Here is a 15743-nt window from a genome sequence, read left to right on the forward strand (position 1 = left end):
AACTCCGCGGTGTCGAACACGGTGAAATCGGCATCCAGCAGTGCCTTGACCGACCCGGCACGATCGGAGAGTGCATGCTGCACCGCCTCCCGACCACCCACCACGTCACCGTTCATACCTCGAACATACGTGCGATCACCGACAATCCGTCACGAAAAGTGACGGCCGTGATCAATGAGTCCAAAGAAATTTCTGGGACTCGGCTGTCGCTCGAAAGTCGCTCAGAGGCGGGCACTTTCGCACCCAGGTTCCGGCGGAGCGAATGGGCGAAGTGGCGCGATCAGCCCACCGCGAGCACCCGACGCAGAAACACCAGCTGGTCCTCGACGGTCTTGTCGAACCATTCATTGCCCGGCCACACGTCGAAATGATCGCAGGCATACCGATGCACCTGTGCCCTGGCCAGTTCCGCGGTCTTGGCCACCGCGCCGGCGGGCACGAACCGGTCGAAGTCGCCGATCTGCACCAGCACCGGACACGTGATCCGGCGCACCGCCGCCTTGACGCTCATCCGCCCCAGTTCCATGCCGACCGAGGAGTCGATCTGGTTACGCCAGGTCGGACCCGCCATCGCCAGATAGCTCTCATACGCTCCCGACAGCGTCAGCGCACCGGGCTCACCCGGTCTGCCCACGATCGGGACCAGCGTCGGGGTGCCGCCCCGCGCCACCGAAACCTTGCTGCGCACACCGGTCGCCGTCCAGCGCAGTGAGGTCAGCACACCGCGCTCGCCGATCGCGGCCCGGCCGGCGGCCAGCCCACTCGTCAACGGCGTCAAGGAGATCACCGCGGCGATATCGTCCCGGTCACCGGCCACCTGCAGCACGTGACCGCCCGACATGGACGCACCCCACAGCGCGATTCTGTCGCGGTCCACGCCCGGCAACTCCCCCGCCGCGGCGATGGCGCTGTGGAAGTCCGCCAGCTGGGCCTCCAGCGACACCGTCTGGCGCGGCTGGCCTTCGGAGGCGCCGAATCCGCGGTAGTCGAACGCGAACACGTCGATACCGGCCGCCGCGAAGCGCTCCGCGAAGGGCTCCAGGCCGGAGTCCTTGGTGCCGCCGAATCCGTGCGCCATCACCACCGCGGGTCGCACGTGGTCGACGGGTGCACGAAAATGCCATGCACTGCATCGGGTTCCGTGCGAGGTGAAGGACAGTTCCCGATAGCTCATCGATTCTCTCCATAGATCGTGCTCAGCCACACCGCGGCCGCACCCTCGATCAGCTGCGCACGTGTGAGTTGCCCGCCGGTGATGAACCGCTCCAGCATCCGGTCGTTGAATTCCAGCAGCACCGCCGCGAGGATCTCCGGCTCGGGGGTGTTGCCTGGCCTCTCCGCCCGGATCAGCTCGGCCACCGACGGCGTGAACGCATCGCGCGCGTCGTCCCAGATCTGCCTGACGGTGGCGCTGGAACCACGCGCCTCCAACATCGCGCTGAAAACATGGCGGTACCGGTCGCTGCTGTCGAACAGCCCGTTCAGCATGGTGTACACCCGGTCGCGCGGCGCTCCTCCGCCAGTGGTGAATTCCTCGTTCACGACGAAGATCTCGGTGACCAGACGCTCCATCAGGGCGGCGACGGCGGCCGCCTTGTTCTCGAAGTAGAAATAGAACGCCGAGCGCGTGACGCCGGCCTGCGCGGTGATCTCGGCGACGTTGACGGCGTCCAGACTGGAGTCCTGCAGCCAACCGTCGAGGGCATCGAGGATGGCTTCGCGGCGCTCGTCGCTGCGCAGGGACGGCCGGCGATCCGTCGGCGACCTCACGCCGGCACCAGCGCAGGACGAGACGCCGCACGCTTGACCCCGGCCGGGATCTCCTTGGTGCGGATGTCGTGCTCGTAGTAGAAGTAATCCACCTGCTGGGTGTGCCGCGCCCGGTTGGTGCAGTGTCCGGCATGCAGCTGCTGATCGGCGTCGATCACGCGCTCCATCTCATCGACTGCCGGTAGCGCGTACTTGCCGGCGGCGTAGGCGGCCAGCAATCGGGCCTGGCATTCCACGAACGGGAACAGCGTCGGAATGGCCTGGGCGAAACCGATGAAGACCAGATCGTCGAACCCTGGCTTGAACATCCGCTTGTACAACCGGATCTGGTTTTCCGGCGCGCTGATCAGGTCGGGCTCGAAGAACGGGAAGGTGATGTTGTATCCGGTGGCGTAGATGATGACGTCGAACGCATCCGATGTCCCGTCGTCGAAGTGCACGGTGTCCCCGTCGAGCAGCGACACATTCGGTTTCGGGATCACGTCGCCAGAACCCAGCCGCAGCGGCAGTTCGACCGACTGCGTCGGGTGCGCTTCGAACAGTTTGTGATTGGCCGGAGGCAGGCCGTACTTGGTCGGATCCGCGCCGACCAGTGGGGCGAACGCCTGGGCGGCCTTGCGCTGCCAGGACAGCGGCAGGTACGGCGTCGTCTTGAAGATCTTGTCGCCGGGCTGCCCGGCAAGGTATTTCGGAACGATCCAGGCACTCGACCGTGTCGACAGCGTCACCTTGTTCTGCAATGCCTTCGACGACAGTTCCACGGTGATATCGGCGGCGCTGTTACCGATCCCGATGACCAGAATGCGTTTGCCGGTGAGCGCCAACGGTGTCTGCGGATCGATGTAATGGTGCGAGTGGATCGATTCGCCGGTGAAGGTGCCGGGAAACTCGGCCCACCGTGCGTCCCAGTGATGGCCATTGCCGACAACCAGCAGATCGAACTCCCGCACCGTGCCGGCCTGGTCCTCGATCAGCCAGCCGCCGCCCTCGCGCCGGCGGGCGCTGCGGACCGCGTTGTTGAACTCGATGTTCTCCAGCAGACCGAACGCCTCGGCATAGGAGTCCAGGTAATCCTTGATATCGCTGTGATGCGGGAACGACGGGAAATGGCTGGGCACCGGAAAGTCCTTGAAGGACAACCGATGCTTGGAGGTGTCGATGTGCAGTGACCGGTAGGCACTGCTCAGACCGTTGGGATTGCCGAAGGCCCAGTTACCACCGACGCGGTCGGAGATCTCGAAGGTGGTGTACGGAACGCGGTAGTCCTTGAGCATCTTGCCGGCGGTCAGCCCACTGATACCTGCGCCGATGACCGCCGTACGCGGCAGGGTTCGCACCACCATCACTCCTCGAGTCGCTGTGATGGGCGACACTACCGAGGGTTCTGACGCGCGTCAATGATTACTGACGTACGTCAAATCGGCCGGATCACGCCCAGCTTGGTGAGGTGCTCGCATAGCGGGTCGACCCCGATGGTGAAGTGCTCGGCCATCGCCGCGCGGGCCTCGTCGGCGTCCCGGCGTTCGAAGGCGGCGATCACCCGGCGGTGGTCCTTGATGGACTGGGTGGGCCACCCATCGAGGGTCGGGAACACCGACTCCGGCTGATACCGCGTGATCCCCGACATGAACTGGGTGAGCTTGGGCGAGTCGGCCGCGACGTTGATCAGCCGGTGATACTCGTGATTGAGCCGTACGGCGCGGTCCGAGTCCGGCTGCTCGTAGGCCTGTTCCAGTTGGTCCTGGATCGCCTTCAGCTCGGAAAGCTGTTCGGCGCTGATGTTCTCGGCTGCTCTGGCCGCCAGTTCTCCCCCGACGTAGGCCTGCACGTTGGCGACATCGGCCAGGTCACGGGCGGTGAATTCGAGCACCATGAAACCGCGTCGCGGATGCTGCACCAGCAGACCCTCGGCCCGCAGATTCAGCAGGGCCTCCCGCACCGGAGTGACACTGATGCCCAGGTCGACGGCCAACTGGTCCAGCCGCAGATACTCACCGGCGGGGTAGGTGCCGTCGAAGATCCGCCGGCGGACTACGCGGGCGACATCATCGGAGAGTTGCGGCCGGACCGCGAACTCCGGATCAGATCCGGTACTCATCGAGCAAACTCTTGCTGATGATGGTCTTCTGGATCTCGCTGGTGCCCTCACCGATCAGTAGGAACGGTGCGTCCCGCATCAGCCGTTCGATCTCGTACTCCTTGGAGTAGCCGTACCCGCCGTGAATCCGGAAGCTCTGCTGGGTGACTTCCGCGCAATACTCGCTGGCCAGATATTTGGCCATCCCGGAGGCCACATCGTTGCGGTCACCGGAGTCCTTGAGCCGCGCGGCGTGCACCATCATCAGGTGGGCGGCCTCGACCTTGGTGGCCATCTCGGCGAGCTGGAACGCGATCGCCTGATGCCCGGCGATCGGCTTGCCGAACGTCTCCCGTTGCTGCGCATAGCGAATCGCCAGCTCGAAAGCCCGCAGCGCGATGCCACATGCACGCGCCGAGACGTTCACCCGGCCGACCTCGACGCCGTCCATCATCTGGAAGAAGCCCTTACCCGGCGCCTCGCCGAGCACATCGCCCGCACCGGCCCGGTAGCCGTCGAAGATCAGCTCGGTGGTGTCGATGCCCTTGTAGCCCATCTTGTCGAGCTTGCCCGGAATCGTCAGTCCCGGCAGCACCTCACCGAAACCGGAAGGCTTCTCGATCAGGAATGCGGTCAGATTGCGGTGCGGTTTGTCCGCTCCCTCATCGGTTTTCACCAGCGCGGCCACCAGCGTCGAACTGCCGCCGTTGGTCAGCCACATCTTCTGACCGGTGATCACATAGTCCGCGTCGTCTCCGGAGCCGTCGCGCACACCCCGGGTGCGGATCGCCGCGACATCGGAGCCCAACTCGGGCTCCGACATCGAGAAGGCACCGCGCACCTCGCCGGTCGCCATCCGGGGCAGGTAGTGCTGCTTCTGCGCGTCCGTGCCGTGCTGGCGGATCATGTAGGCGACGATGAAATGCGTGTTGATGACCCCGGATACGCTCATCCAGCCGCGGGCCAGTTCCTCCACACACAGTGCATAGGTCAGCAGCGACTCCCCGAGCCCGCCGTACTCCTCGGGGATCATCAGACCGAACAGACCCATATCGCGCATCTTGTCGACGATGTGCTGCGGGTAGGTGTCGGAATGCTCCAACTCCTGCGCGTTCGGGATGATCTCCTTGTCCACGAACTGCCGCACGGTGGCGACGATTTCGGCCTGCACGTCGGTGAGGCCGGGAGTCTGAGCGAGGCGGGTCATGCAGTTGTCCGTTCGAATACGGCGGCCAAGCCCTGACCGCCACCGATGCACATGGTTTCCAGCCCGTACCGGGCGTCGCGCAGTTCGAGTTCGCGAGCCAGGGTGGCCAGCATCCGGCCGCCGGTCGCGCCGACCGGATGGCCGAGAGAGATACCGGACCCGCGCACGTTGGTGCGCTCGAAATCGGTATCGGTGAACTTCCATTCGCGCGTGCACGCCAGCGCCTGCGCGGCGAATGCCTCGTTGAGTTCGATGAGGTCGATATCGGCCAGGGACAACCCGGCCTTGTCCAGCGCTCGTTCGGTCGCCGGCACCGGGCCGATACCCATGATGTCGGGCGCCACCCCGGCCACTCCCCAGGAGACCAGCCGGACAAGGGGTTTGAGCCCGAGTTCGGCCGCGCGCTCGGGTGTGGTGACGATGCACATGGATGCCGCGTCGTTCTGACCGCTGGAGTTACCTGCGGTGACGGTGGCTTCGGGATCGCTCTTACCCAGTACCGGGCGCAGCGTGCTCAGCGCCTCGACGGTGGTATCCGCGCGGGGGTGCTCGTCGGTGTCGATCACCTCGGAACTTTTACGGGATGTCACGGTGACCGGGATGATCTCGGCCGCAAGGACCCCACTGGTCTGAGCGGCGACGGCCTTCTGATGCGAACGCACCGCGAGTTCGTCCTGCTCGACGCGTGAGATGCCGTACTGGCGGCGCAGATTCTCGGCCGTCTCCAGCATGCCGCCGGGCACCGGATAGTGCTTGCCGCCGGCCGTGACGCGGCCTCGGGCCAGTCCGTCGTGCACCGTGACACCGCCGCGGGAGCCGCCCCAGCGCATATCGGTGGAGTGGAAGGCCACGTTGCTCATCGATTCGGCGCCGCCGGCGATGACCAGATCGTTGTTACCGCTGGCCACCTGCATACATGCCTGGATGACGGCCTGCAGGCCGGATCCGCAGCGACGGTCCAATTGCATACCGGGCACGGTGATGGGCAGACCCGCATCCAGTGCGACCACCCGACCGATCGCCGGCGCCTCGCTGGACGGGTAGCAATGGCCCAGGATCACGTCCTGCACCGCATCGGCCGGAATTCCGGTGCGCGCCAACAGGCCCTGCAGTGCCGCGACGCCCAGGTCGACGGCGGTCAGGGAGGCGAACATGCCGCCGTAGCGGCCGATCGGGGTGCGGACGGGTTCACAGATGACAGCTTCAGACATGTCAGATGTGCCGCCCGCCGGTCACTTCGAGCACGGTGCCGGTCATGTACGAGGACAGATCGGAGGCCAGGAACAGGGCGACGGAGGCGACCTCGCTGGGTTCCCCGGCGCGCGCCATCGGGATCTCGGCCAGCTTCTGGTCCCAGATACGTTGCGGCATGGCCTCTGTCATCGCCGAGCGGATCAGGCCCGGCTGGATGGCGTTGACCCGGACACCCAGATGGGCCACCTCCTTGGCGGCGGCCTTGGTGAGGCCGACGATGCCGGCCTTGGCCGCGGAGTAGTTGGTCTGGCCGATCAGGCCGACCTTGCCCGAGATCGACGAGATGTTGACGATGGCACCGCTTTTCGCCTCGCGCATGATGTTGGCGGCGAGCCTGGTGCCGTTCCACGACCCCTTCAGGTGCACCGAGACGACCTGGTCGAACTGCTCCTCGGTCATCTTGCGCATGGTGGCGTCACGGGTGATGCCCGCGTTGTTGACCATGACGTCCAGGCTGCCGAAAGTGTCGACGGCGGCGCGGACGAGCGCTTCGACCTGGCCGGCATCGGTGACATCGCAACTGACCGCCTTGGCAACGGCCGAACCGCCGAGTGCGGTGACCGCGGCATCGGTTGCCTCCGGATTCAGGTCACCGAGCACCACCCGGGCGCCCTCGGCGACATACCTTTCGGCGATCGCAAACCCGATTCCCTGTGCACCGCCGGTGATCACCGCGGTCCGACCGTCAAGCAGACCCATGGGAGCCCATCCCTTCCTGAAGCCCGAACAATTCCAAACATAAAATATGATATTTCTTGTATCAAACCACCCCCCGAGGTGATCGCACCAATTCAGGAGAGCCCGCCGATGGCCGACAACGCCAGCGCCGCCGTATCGGACGCAGATTTCGCCGATATCCATGCCGCCACCCGCCAGTTCATCCGTAACCAGGTGGTCCCCCGCGAGCTGGAGATCATGTCCGCCGACCGGGTGCCCGACGACATCCGCGACCAGACCAAGAGCATGGGGTTGTTCGGATACGCGATCCCGCAGGAATGGGGCGGCCTCGGACTGAACCTGGCCCAGGACGTGGAACTGGCCATGGAATTCGGCTACACCAGCCTCGCGCTGCGGTCGATGTTCGGTACCAACAACGGCATCGCCGGTCAGGTGCTGGTCGGTTTCGGCACCGACGAACAGAAATCCCGCTGGCTGGAGCGGATCGCCTCTGGCGACGTCGTCGCCTCCTTCGCCCTGACCGAGCCCGGCGCCGGCTCCAACCCGGCAGGCCTGCGCACCAAGGCCGTCAAAGACGGTGACGAGTGGGTGATCAACGGGCGCAAGCAGTACATCACCAACGCTCCGACGGCCGACCTGTTCATCGTGTTCGCCCGCACGCGCCCCGCCGATGCCGACGGACCCGGTATCGCGGTCTTCCTGGTTCCCGCGGACGCGCCCGGCATCGAGGTCGGCGCGAAGGACGCCAAGATGGGCCAGGAGGGCGCCTGGACCGCCGATGTCAGCTTCGACGACGTGCGGGTCGGCCAGGACACCCTGGTCGGCGGCAGCGAGGACATCGGGTACCGCGCCGCCATGACGTCGCTGGCCCGCGGCCGCGTGCACATCGCGGCGCTGGCCGTCGGCAGCGCGCAGCGTGCCCTCGACGAGTCGGTGGCCTACGCCGCGACCGCCACCCAGGGCGGCACCCCGATCGGCAATTTCCAACTGGTGCAGGCGATGCTCGCCGACCAGCAGACCGGCGTGATGGCCGGGCGCGCGCTGGTCCGGGAGGCCGCCCGGCTGTGGGTGACCGACGAGGACCGGCGCATCGCACCGTCATCGGCGAAACTGTTCTGCACCGAAATGGCGGGCAATGTAGCCGACCTCGCCGTCCAGATCCACGGTGGCAGTGGCTACATGCGCGAGGTGGCGGTCGAGCGCATCTACCGCGAGGTGCGTTTGCTGCGCCTCTATGAGGGCACCAGCGAGATCCAGCGCCTCATCATCGGGGGCGGCCTGGTCAAGGCCGCCCAGCGGCGCGTCTCGAATCAGGCGATATAGCGCACGATCGACTCTGCCACCGCTGCAGGCTTTTCCGATCCCTCGATCTCGACGGTGATGGTGACCGTCGACTGGGCAGCGCCCTCGAGTGCGGTCACATCGGTGACCACGGCGCGGGCCCGCACCTTGGCGCCGACCTTCACCGGGGTGATGAAGCGGACCTTGTTGTATCCATAGTTGACCGCCAGCGAGATGCCCTCCACCCGGTAGAGCTGGTGGCTGAAATGCGGCAGCAGGGAGAGGGTCAGCAGACCGTGGGCAATGGTTCCACCGAACGGCCCGTCGGCGGCACGTTCGGGATCGACGTGGATCCACTGGTGATCTTCGGTGGCTTCGGCAAATTTGTTCACCCGGTCCTGGCCGATCTCCAGCCACTCCGTCGGCCCCAACTCGGCGCCCTTGGCCCCCACCAGCTCATCGAGATTCTTGAAAACCTTCACCGTTCCTCCTCCGGTCGCCACGTCTATTTTTCACATCCATACATAGCGCCTCGATCGCGGGAGCCGGTCACCGGGTCCGCGATCGCGGGATCGACGTGACCTTGAAAACGTAGCGAATGGCGGACACGTTGCCATCTACGTGATCGATTTAGAAAACTCGTCGGCAGCTGAATAGTATTTGCCACTACTTACGCCGGTGACAATTTTTATGAAGTTAGCCACTATTAACTTCTTACCGACTAAATTGCTAGAAACCCACTTGTGCGATGCTGGCAACCTATTGTCAGGCCCGGTAATAAATTGCGGCTGGTATCTCCCCTGGATATGGCGATACTTAACTGCACTATTTGAAATTACCTCAGGAACGTACCCGCATGGGGCAACGTTCCGGCAACTGATCGGTGGGCCTGGGAATGAGCGTGTCTGTCGCCGAAACCACGTTTCGTGGACTTCCCGAAAATGCATCGGCCCAGTGGTGGGATCGGGACACCGACTGCACCCTCGTGGTGTCCACTCCGTGGGCGGAGCCGGAACTCTGGGACGATTTCATCGACGGTGCTATGCGTAGTTACCGCAAACACGGAGTCGAACGGGCGATCGACCCGAGCGCACTGGCCGACCCCGCCACCACGTCGCTGTTCCTCGCGGCGATCGACGACTCCGGCCGGGTTGTCGGCGGGGTTCGAGCGCAAGGCCCGTACGGCGGTGCCGACGAAAGCCATGCGACGGTGGAATGGGCCGGACAGCCCGCCCTTCCCCTCGTGCGCAAAATGATCGACGACCGCGTTCCGTTCGGCGTCGTCGAGATCAAGACCGCATGGACCGACGACGGATTTGCGCGCAGCCGTGCGCTCACGCCGGTACTCGCCCGTATGCCCCTGCACGCCACCCTCGTCCTCGGCGCCAAGTTCGCCATGGCGACCGCGGCGGCACATGTTCTGGATCGCTGGCGATCCTCGGGCGGCGTGGTTGCCGACCGTATCCCGGCCACACCGTATCCCGACGAGCGGTACGAGACCAAGATGATGTGGTGGGACCAGGCCGAGTTCACCAGAACCGCTGACCCGCAACAGATTATCGCCACCCGCGCCGAGGCACGCGTGTTGCTGCCGCTGCTCGACGAAGTCGGCGCGCTGGGCGGGACGGCCGAGTCCGGGTTGTAACCGGCAGCCCGGCGCGCACGCGGCCGCACCGAATACCGCTCAGATAACGAATCGTCTGACCCATGGGATGTCACGAATCAAAGGCGGCGTCTGGAATACACTTTTCGCAGGGCTGACCGGACGCCCGCCGGTGCCCGTGCGTCACAACGCGGCATTGTCAGGTGTCGCCACACAGAGAGGTCTAGGTGCCCCGCAGCCTCGAACTCGTCGTCACCGCGGTCGCCACTCGTCTGATCGCCGTGGACGCCGCCACCGCGACCGGCGTCAGCCAGCAGGTGCTGGCCGAACTGGTCACCTACTTCGATGTCGATTCCGGCTTCCTGCGGCACAACGACCACGACATTCACGCGACCCGGCTCATCGCCGAGTGGCCTCCCCGCACCCCGGAGGTCCAGCCCGACCCCCACCAGCTCGTGTACTTCGTCGACGCGGACCCGGTTTTCGCCGTGGCCGAACGGCTCAAGGAGCCGGCGGTGTTCCGGCCCGCCGACAGCGGGAGCATCCCGACCACCACGATGGCCTGTGTGCCACTGCTGTCCGGCGACGTGACCACCGGGGTGATCGGCCTCGCCAAGGCCGGCGACCGGGATTGGACCGCCGAGGAACTCAACGCCCTGGCGGCCATCGCGTCACTCTTCGCCCAGGTGCAGGCCCGCGTGTACGCCGAGGACCGACTGCGCTTCCTGGCCGAGCACGACGACCTCACCGGACTGCACAACCGCCGTGCCTTGATGGCCCACTTGGACGAACGCCTCAAGCCGGGTAGCCCCGGGCCGGTCACCGCCCTGTTCTTCGACCTGGACCGCCTCAAGGCGATCAACGACTACCTCGGGCACTCCGCCGGCGATCGTTTCATCCGGGTGCTCGCCGAGCGGCTCGCGCTGGCCGCAGGGCCCAGCATGATCGCCCGCCTCGGCGGTGACGAATTCGTGGTGGTCCCCGAGGTCCCCACCGATGGCCCGGTGGCCGAGGAACTCGCCCACCGGCTGCAGTCCGTGCTCTCCCGGCGCGTTCCGATCGACGGCGAGATGGTGACCCGCACGGTCAGCATCGGTGTCGCCGTGGGCATCCCCGGTCAAGAGACCACCTCGGACCTGCTGCGCCATGCCGACCAGGCTGTGCTCACCGCCAAGAACACCGGCGGCAACCAGGTGACCGTCTACTCCGACGCGATATCGCTGGAGAACGAGTTCCGCAACGACATCGAGCTGCACCTACAGAGCGTGATCGAGACCGGCGCGCTGTTCCTGCGCTATCTGCCCGAGGTCGATATGCGCACCGGGAAGGTTCTCGCGACCGAGGCGCTGGTCCGCTGGCAGCACCCCACCCGCGGCCTGCTTGCCCCGGACGCGTTCATCGGCGTCGCCGAATCCATCAATCTGGCAGGCGAGCTGGGACGTTGGGTGATGCGTACGGCGTGCGCGGAGTTCGCGCGCTGGCGGGCCAACGGCGTCGGGCTGGACGCGGTGCTGCGGGTGAATGTGTCCCCGGTGCAGCTCGTCGCGGACGGGTTCGCCGAGTCGGTGGCGGCGATCGTCAACGAGTTCGATCTGCCCCGCGGTTCGGTATGCCTGGAGATCACCGAAAGCATTGTGGTGCAGGACATCGACGTCACCCGGATCACGCTGGCCAAGCTTCATGACGTCGGGGTCCAGGTCGCCATCGATGACTTCGGCACCGGCTACAGCGTGCTGTCGCTGTTGAAATCGCTTCCGGTGGACGCCCTCAAGATCGACAAGAGTTTCGTGCGTGACCTCGGCGCCGACCCCGGCGATCTGGCCATCGTGCGGGCGATCATCGCCCTGGCCGAAGCATTCGGCCTGCAGTTGGTGGCCGAGGGTGTGGAGACCGAAACCGCGGCCATCACGTTGCTGCGGCACGGCTGTCATCGCGCGCAGGGCTTCCTGTTGTCACGCCCGATCTCCGGCGACCAGATGGAGGCCCTGCTGCGCCGCGGCCGGGTGTCGGTGGACTTCTCGGCCGGTCTGACTTAGACGGAATTCATCTCGGCGGCGGGCACATCGGCCGTGCTGAGCACCTCGACGCGGCCGAACCGGCTGGCCGTCAACCCCACGAGCGCGATACGGCTGTCGGTATCAAGGATCCGGGGGTCGGGTGGGGCGGGCCGCTCGGAGGTCACCGCGATGCCGACGCGGGCGCGCACCGCCCACGGGCCGTCCGGGGAGTCGACCACGACACCGACGATGCGGCCCTCCTCGAACACGATGCGCTGCAGCCGATGGTCGTCGTACACGTCGATGTCCCGGTCTGCCACCAGCGCGTCGAGCCGGTCGGTGAAGGTGCTTGCGGCAGTTGTCGCCTCATCGAGCGCAGCCACCTGGAACGACTTTCCGTTCGTCGTCCGCATGGTGGTCGTCGGCCAGTGGTCCACGCGGGTGAACAGCAGTCCGTAGGGCGATGCGATACAGCCCGCTGCCCAGGTGCCCAGCCGCGATCCGACGAAGGTCTCGACCTGCGCACGGCGGGAGGTGTCGACCTTGACTTCGTGCAGGGCGCGGATCTGCAGCGCGGCGGGATCCCCCGGCAGCATCACCGTCGGGAGCTCTTCGGCGAGCGCATCGAAGAAGGCCATGGTCTCTGCGTCGGAGACGACGGGCAGCCAGCCGCGGGTGTCGGCGTTGTCCGGGACGGCATCAGGGGCGACATCGGCGCCCGGTAGCGCGACGAACACGTCGAGCCCGGCGTCCGCTGCCGCGACCGCGCAAGCCAGCCCACCGGGCCCGGCTCCCACCGACACCACATCGACAATCTCGTCCCACATGCTCCGTTATCAACCTTTTGATAGCTCTGTAACTCTTGCGGCACGCCGGAGACGTTCTCTGGCAATTCTGTCCGCGCTTGTCTTGTGCCGGCTCACATCGCGCGATGCGACGTTCTCATGACGCGTGGCTACAAGTGTCGCAGTCCGTACGGAGATCCCAAGAACTTTGCCACTGCGGACCGCGGCAAGACCATCAGCCTATCACTCACAAAAGCGCCCCGACCTGCGGCGACGGAATAGCGACACCGGCCCGACCCACCCTAGGCCAGTCGCGGCACCGACGGCCGCCACCCAGAGATTTCACAACCGGCCATTCAGCTGCTACTTATATATCTAAGTTAGACAGCAGATGGAGAGGGCGGGGAGTCATGGACCTGAGCTGGTCGAAGGCGGACACGGCATTCCGCGACGAGGTGCGACAGTTCCTCGCCGACAAGATGACGCCCGAGATCCAGCGGGCCGGACGCCTGATGACCAGCGTGTACAGCGACCACGAGGCGAGCCTGGCGTGGCAGGCGATCCTGCATGAACGCGGCTGGGCGGCGCCGGCGTGGCCCGTCGAGTACGGCGGCTGCGACTGGACCCTGACCCAGCACTACATCTTCAGCCGTGAATCCCAGCTGGCGGGGGCGCCCACCCTGTCCCCGATGGGTATCCGGATGGTCGCGCACGCGATCGTGAAGTTCGGCACCGCGGAGCAGAAGGATTTCTACCTGCCCCGCATCCTCACCGGCGAGGTGTTCTTCTGCCAGGGCTACTCCGAGCCCGAAGCGGGATCGGATCTGGCCGCGCTGACCATGGCCGCCGTTGATGACGGTGACGACCTGGTCTGCACCGGCAGCAAGATATGGACCACCCACGCCACCGAGGCCAACTGGATGTTCGCCCTGGTGCGCACCTCACGCACCGGCAAGAAGCAGCAGGGCATCACCTTCGTGCTGATCGATATGGCCACCCCCGGAATCGAGATCCGGCCGCTGGTCATGACCTCCGGCGAGGAGGTGCAGAGCCAGGTGTTCTTCGATGAGGTGCGTGTCCCGAAGGCCAACGTCATCGGCGCCATCGACGACGGCTGGACGGTCGCCAAGTATCTGCTCGAATTCGAGCGTGGTGGCGGCGCGACCGCCCCGGCCCTGCAGGTGATGGCCGAGAACATCGCCACCGTGGCCGCCGAGCAACCTGGCCCCGGCGGCGGCCTGTTGATCGACGATCCCGCTTTCTCCCGCAAGCTGGCCGACGCCCGGATCCGCACCGAGGTGCTGGAGATCCTGGAGTACCGGGTGCTCGCGGCGCTGGCCGGCGGCGGACATCCCGGCGCGGCCTCCTCGATGCTCAAGGTGATCTCGACCGAGCTGAGCCAGACACTGACCGAACTCGCCATGGAAGCGGCCGGGCCGCGCGGGCGCGCCTACCAGCCGCACGCGGCCTGCCCGGGCGGGCCGATCGCCGACTTCGAACCGCCGGCCGACGGATACGTCAGCGGCGAGCCGTGGCAGGCCGTCGCGCCGCTGCGCTACTTCAATGACAGGGCCGGGTCGATCTATGCCGGCAGCAACGAGATTCAACGCAACATCCTCGCCAAAGCAGAGTTGGGACTGTAAATGGACTTCACGCTTTCCGACGAGCAGGAGCTGCTGCGCGATGGGCTCGGCAAGTTCCTGTCCACTCGCTACGGCCTGGAATCGAGCCGGGCGGCGGCCAAACTGGGCCCCGGCTGGCAGCCCGAGATCTGGCGCGCCTTCGCCGAGGACCTCGGCATCCTGGGCGCCGCATTGCCCGAGGAGGTCGGCGGAATCGGCGGCGGCCCAGTGGAAATCATGGTGATAGCCGAGGCGCTGGGCCATGCGCTGGTGGTCGAGCCCTACGTCGACACCGTCGTGGTGGCCGGCGGCCTGCTGCAGCGGGCGCAGAGCCCGGTCGCCGATGTCCTGCTGGAGAAGATCGCCGCAGGGCAGGCCATCGTCGCGCTCGCAGCGGCCGAGGCGCAGTCCGGTGACCGCTGGCAGGACGTCGCCACCTCCGCGCGCGCCGACGGTGATGACTGGGTGCTCGACGGCACCAAGATCCTGGTCCTCAACGCGCCGCTGGCCACGCACCTGCTGGTCACCGCGGTCACGCCGGCGGGACTGTCGTTGTTCCTGATCGACGTCTCCGACGGCCCGGCCGGCCTGACGCTGCACGGCTACCGCACCGTCGACGACCGGCGTGCCGCCGACATCGAGTTGGCCGGCGTGCGCGCCGTGCTGCTGGGCACCGACGGCGGGGCCTGGGAATCGCTGTCCCGGGCCCGCGACGAGGGTGCCGCCGCGGTGGCCGCCGAGGCCGTCGGGAACATGCGAAAGGTGTTGGCCGACACCGTCGAATACTGCAAGCAACGCCAGCAGTTCGGCACCCCGATCGGCGCCTTCCAGGCGCTGCAGCACCGCATGGTGGACATGCACATGGAGCTCGAACAGTCGGTGGCCGCCGTCTATCTGGCGGTGCTGAAACTGGAAGCCGATCCGCCAGAGCGCGCCCGCGCAGTGTCGGCCGCCAAGGCCACCGTCGGTCGGGCGGCGCGATTCATCGGCCAGAACGCGGTGCAACTGCACGGCGGCATGGGGATGACCGAAGAACTGGCCATCGGGCACTATTTCAAGCGCCTGACCGCCATCCAGTACGAATTCGGTTCCACCGACCACCATGTCGCGCGGTACGCGGAGCTGACCCGGCCGTAGCCGTCATTCGGCGCGCGGTCGGTACTCCCAGCTCGCCCCCGCGGTCAGGGTGCCCGGTTCCAGTTCGGTGCGGCCCGCATCACGGATGTGCACGGTCTGCTCCAGTATTTCGTCGGGTTTACCGCCGATGACGATCACCGGATGGTCGTACTCGATGCCGTAGAGCTTCAGTGCCGCATGCACGGCGTGCGCGGCCGCCTTACCGCGCGACATCTTGGCGTTCGAATTGACCCTGATGACGAGCCGTCGCTCCGCACCCGCCGCCTCTGCATCGCTGCTGGCATCCATGGCCCAGAGTCTAGGGACGCCTCGGCGCGGCACGGTCGTCACCC

15 protein-coding genes are annotated in these 15743 nt (G+C 66.2%); 5 read left to right on the forward strand and 10 right to left on the reverse strand.

Annotated elements, in window-relative coordinates:
* Window positions 1-280 precede the first annotated feature (280 nt).
* From ASE48_RS12445 to fabG, 7 genes are all read right to left on the reverse strand, one after another.
* Window positions 281-1174 (reverse strand): alpha/beta hydrolase, encoded by an 894-nt coding sequence (locus ASE48_RS12445; RefSeq protein WP_057167405.1) that lies wholly within the window; start codon window positions 1172-1174, stop codon window positions 281-283.
* Window positions 1171-1770 carry a TetR/AcrR family transcriptional regulator gene (locus ASE48_RS12450; protein WP_057167406.1) on the reverse strand — a complete coding sequence of 200 codons (600 nt, stop codon included), beginning with the start codon at window positions 1768-1770 and terminating at the stop codon, window positions 1171-1173. The genes ASE48_RS12445 and ASE48_RS12450 overlap by 4 nt, the downstream gene beginning before the upstream one ends.
* A complete protein-coding gene (locus ASE48_RS12455; protein WP_057167738.1) occupies window positions 1767-3110 on the reverse strand; it encodes a flavin-containing monooxygenase in 1344 nt (447 codons plus the stop codon). The genes ASE48_RS12450 and ASE48_RS12455 overlap by 4 nt, the downstream gene beginning before the upstream one ends.
* 74 nt (window positions 3111-3184) lie before the next feature.
* Entirely contained in the window at window positions 3185-3868 is a 684-nt protein-coding gene (locus ASE48_RS12460; RefSeq protein WP_057167407.1) for a GntR family transcriptional regulator, read from the reverse strand.
* A complete protein-coding gene (locus tag ASE48_RS12465; protein WP_057167408.1) occupies window positions 3852-5054 on the reverse strand; it encodes an acyl-CoA dehydrogenase family protein in 1203 nt (400 codons plus the stop codon). The genes ASE48_RS12460 and ASE48_RS12465 overlap by 17 nt, the downstream gene beginning before the upstream one ends.
* On the reverse strand, window positions 5051-6265 hold the full coding sequence (locus ASE48_RS12470; RefSeq protein WP_057167409.1) for an acetyl-CoA C-acetyltransferase: 1215 nt from the start codon (window positions 6263-6265) through the stop codon (window positions 5051-5053). The genes ASE48_RS12465 and ASE48_RS12470 overlap by 4 nt, the downstream gene beginning before the upstream one ends.
* A gap of 1 nt (window position 6266) precedes the next feature.
* Window positions 6267-7007 carry a 3-oxoacyl-ACP reductase FabG gene (gene fabG, locus ASE48_RS12475; RefSeq protein WP_057167410.1) on the reverse strand — a complete coding sequence of 247 codons (741 nt, stop codon included), beginning with the start codon at window positions 7005-7007 and terminating at the stop codon, window positions 6267-6269.
* Window positions 7008-7115: 108 nt separating this feature from the next.
* Between fabG and ASE48_RS12480 the strand changes: the two genes are divergently transcribed.
* Entirely contained in the window at window positions 7116-8309 is a 1194-nt protein-coding gene (locus ASE48_RS12480) for an acyl-CoA dehydrogenase family protein (RefSeq protein ID WP_057167411.1), read from the forward strand.
* On the opposite strand, the gene ASE48_RS12485 is transcribed toward ASE48_RS12480, so the two are convergent.
* On the reverse strand, window positions 8297-8749 hold the full coding sequence (locus tag ASE48_RS12485) for a MaoC family dehydratase (protein ID WP_057167412.1): 453 nt from the start codon (window positions 8747-8749) through the stop codon (window positions 8297-8299). The two genes, ASE48_RS12480 and ASE48_RS12485, sit on opposite strands and share 13 nt — an antisense overlap.
* 413 nt (window positions 8750-9162) lie before the next feature.
* Here ASE48_RS12485 and ASE48_RS12490 point away from each other — a divergent pair, with 413 nt between their 5' ends.
* Both ASE48_RS12490 and ASE48_RS12495 read left to right on the forward strand, forming a co-directional pair.
* Window positions 9163-9912, forward strand: coding sequence for a hypothetical protein (locus ASE48_RS12490; RefSeq protein ID WP_057167413.1), 750 nt, complete (start codon window positions 9163-9165; stop codon window positions 9910-9912).
* A gap of 185 nt (window positions 9913-10097) precedes the next feature.
* Window positions 10098-11906, forward strand: a complete 1809-nt coding sequence (locus ASE48_RS12495) for a bifunctional diguanylate cyclase/phosphodiesterase (protein WP_057167414.1) — start codon at window positions 10098-10100, stop codon at window positions 11904-11906.
* Here ASE48_RS12495 and ASE48_RS12500 read toward each other — a convergent pair.
* Window positions 11903-12694 carry a hypothetical protein gene (locus tag ASE48_RS12500; RefSeq protein ID WP_057167415.1) on the reverse strand — a complete coding sequence of 264 codons (792 nt, stop codon included), beginning with the start codon at window positions 12692-12694 and terminating at the stop codon, window positions 11903-11905. The genes ASE48_RS12495 and ASE48_RS12500 overlap by 4 nt on opposite strands.
* Before the next feature lie 368 nt (window positions 12695-13062).
* On the opposite strand from ASE48_RS12500, the gene ASE48_RS12505 reads away from it, so the two are divergent.
* Both ASE48_RS12505 and ASE48_RS12510 read left to right on the forward strand, forming a co-directional pair.
* On the forward strand, window positions 13063-14295 hold the full coding sequence (locus ASE48_RS12505) for an acyl-CoA dehydrogenase family protein (protein ID WP_057167416.1): 1233 nt from the start codon (window positions 13063-13065) through the stop codon (window positions 14293-14295).
* Entirely contained in the window at window positions 14296-15411 is a 1116-nt protein-coding gene (locus ASE48_RS12510; RefSeq protein WP_057167417.1) for an acyl-CoA dehydrogenase family protein, read from the forward strand.
* Window positions 15412-15414: 3 nt separating this feature from the next.
* Here the strand turns inward: ASE48_RS12510 and ASE48_RS12515 are convergent, their stop codons facing one another.
* Window positions 15415-15699: a hypothetical protein gene (locus ASE48_RS12515; protein ID WP_057167418.1), complete on the reverse strand. Its 285-nt coding sequence runs from the start codon at window positions 15697-15699 to the stop codon at window positions 15415-15417.
* Window positions 15700-15743 lie beyond the last annotated feature (44 nt).

This window comes from Mycobacterium sp. Root265 (assembly GCF_001428895.1).
GTDB lineage: Bacteria > Actinomycetota > Actinomycetes > Mycobacteriales > Mycobacteriaceae > Mycobacterium.

What these genes read in the sequence shown, in the direction of transcription:
- ASE48_RS12445 (WP_057167405.1), bottom strand. Translation starts at nt 1,174, where the DNA reads ATGAGCTATCGGGAACTGTCCTTCACCTCGCACGGAACCCGATGCAGT.
- ASE48_RS12460 (WP_057167407.1), bottom strand. Translation starts at nt 3,868, where the DNA reads ATGAGTACCGGATCTGATCCGGAGTTCGCGGTCCGGCCGCAACTCTCC.
- ASE48_RS12465 (WP_057167408.1), bottom strand. Translation starts at nt 5,054, where the DNA reads ATGACCCGCCTCGCTCAGACTCCCGGCCTCACCGACGTGCAGGCCGAA.
- ASE48_RS12470 (WP_057167409.1), bottom strand. Translation starts at nt 6,265, where the DNA reads ATGTCTGAAGCTGTCATCTGTGAACCCGTCCGCACCCCGATCGGCCGC.
- fabG (WP_057167410.1), bottom strand. Translation starts at nt 7,007, where the DNA reads ATGGGTCTGCTTGACGGTCGGACCGCGGTGATCACCGGCGGTGCACAG.
- ASE48_RS12480 (WP_057167411.1), top strand. Translation starts at nt 7,116, where the DNA reads ATGGCCGACAACGCCAGCGCCGCCGTATCGGACGCAGATTTCGCCGAT.
- ASE48_RS12490 (WP_057167413.1), top strand. Translation starts at nt 9,163, where the DNA reads ATGAGCGTGTCTGTCGCCGAAACCACGTTTCGTGGACTTCCCGAAAAT.
- ASE48_RS12500 (WP_057167415.1), bottom strand. Translation starts at nt 12,694, where the DNA reads ATGTGGGACGAGATTGTCGATGTGGTGTCGGTGGGAGCCGGGCCCGGT.
- ASE48_RS12505 (WP_057167416.1), top strand. Translation starts at nt 13,063, where the DNA reads ATGGACCTGAGCTGGTCGAAGGCGGACACGGCATTCCGCGACGAGGTG.
- ASE48_RS12510 (WP_057167417.1), top strand. Translation starts at nt 14,296, where the DNA reads ATGGACTTCACGCTTTCCGACGAGCAGGAGCTGCTGCGCGATGGGCTC.
- ASE48_RS12515 (WP_057167418.1), bottom strand. Translation starts at nt 15,699, where the DNA reads ATGGATGCCAGCAGCGATGCAGAGGCGGCGGGTGCGGAGCGACGGCTC.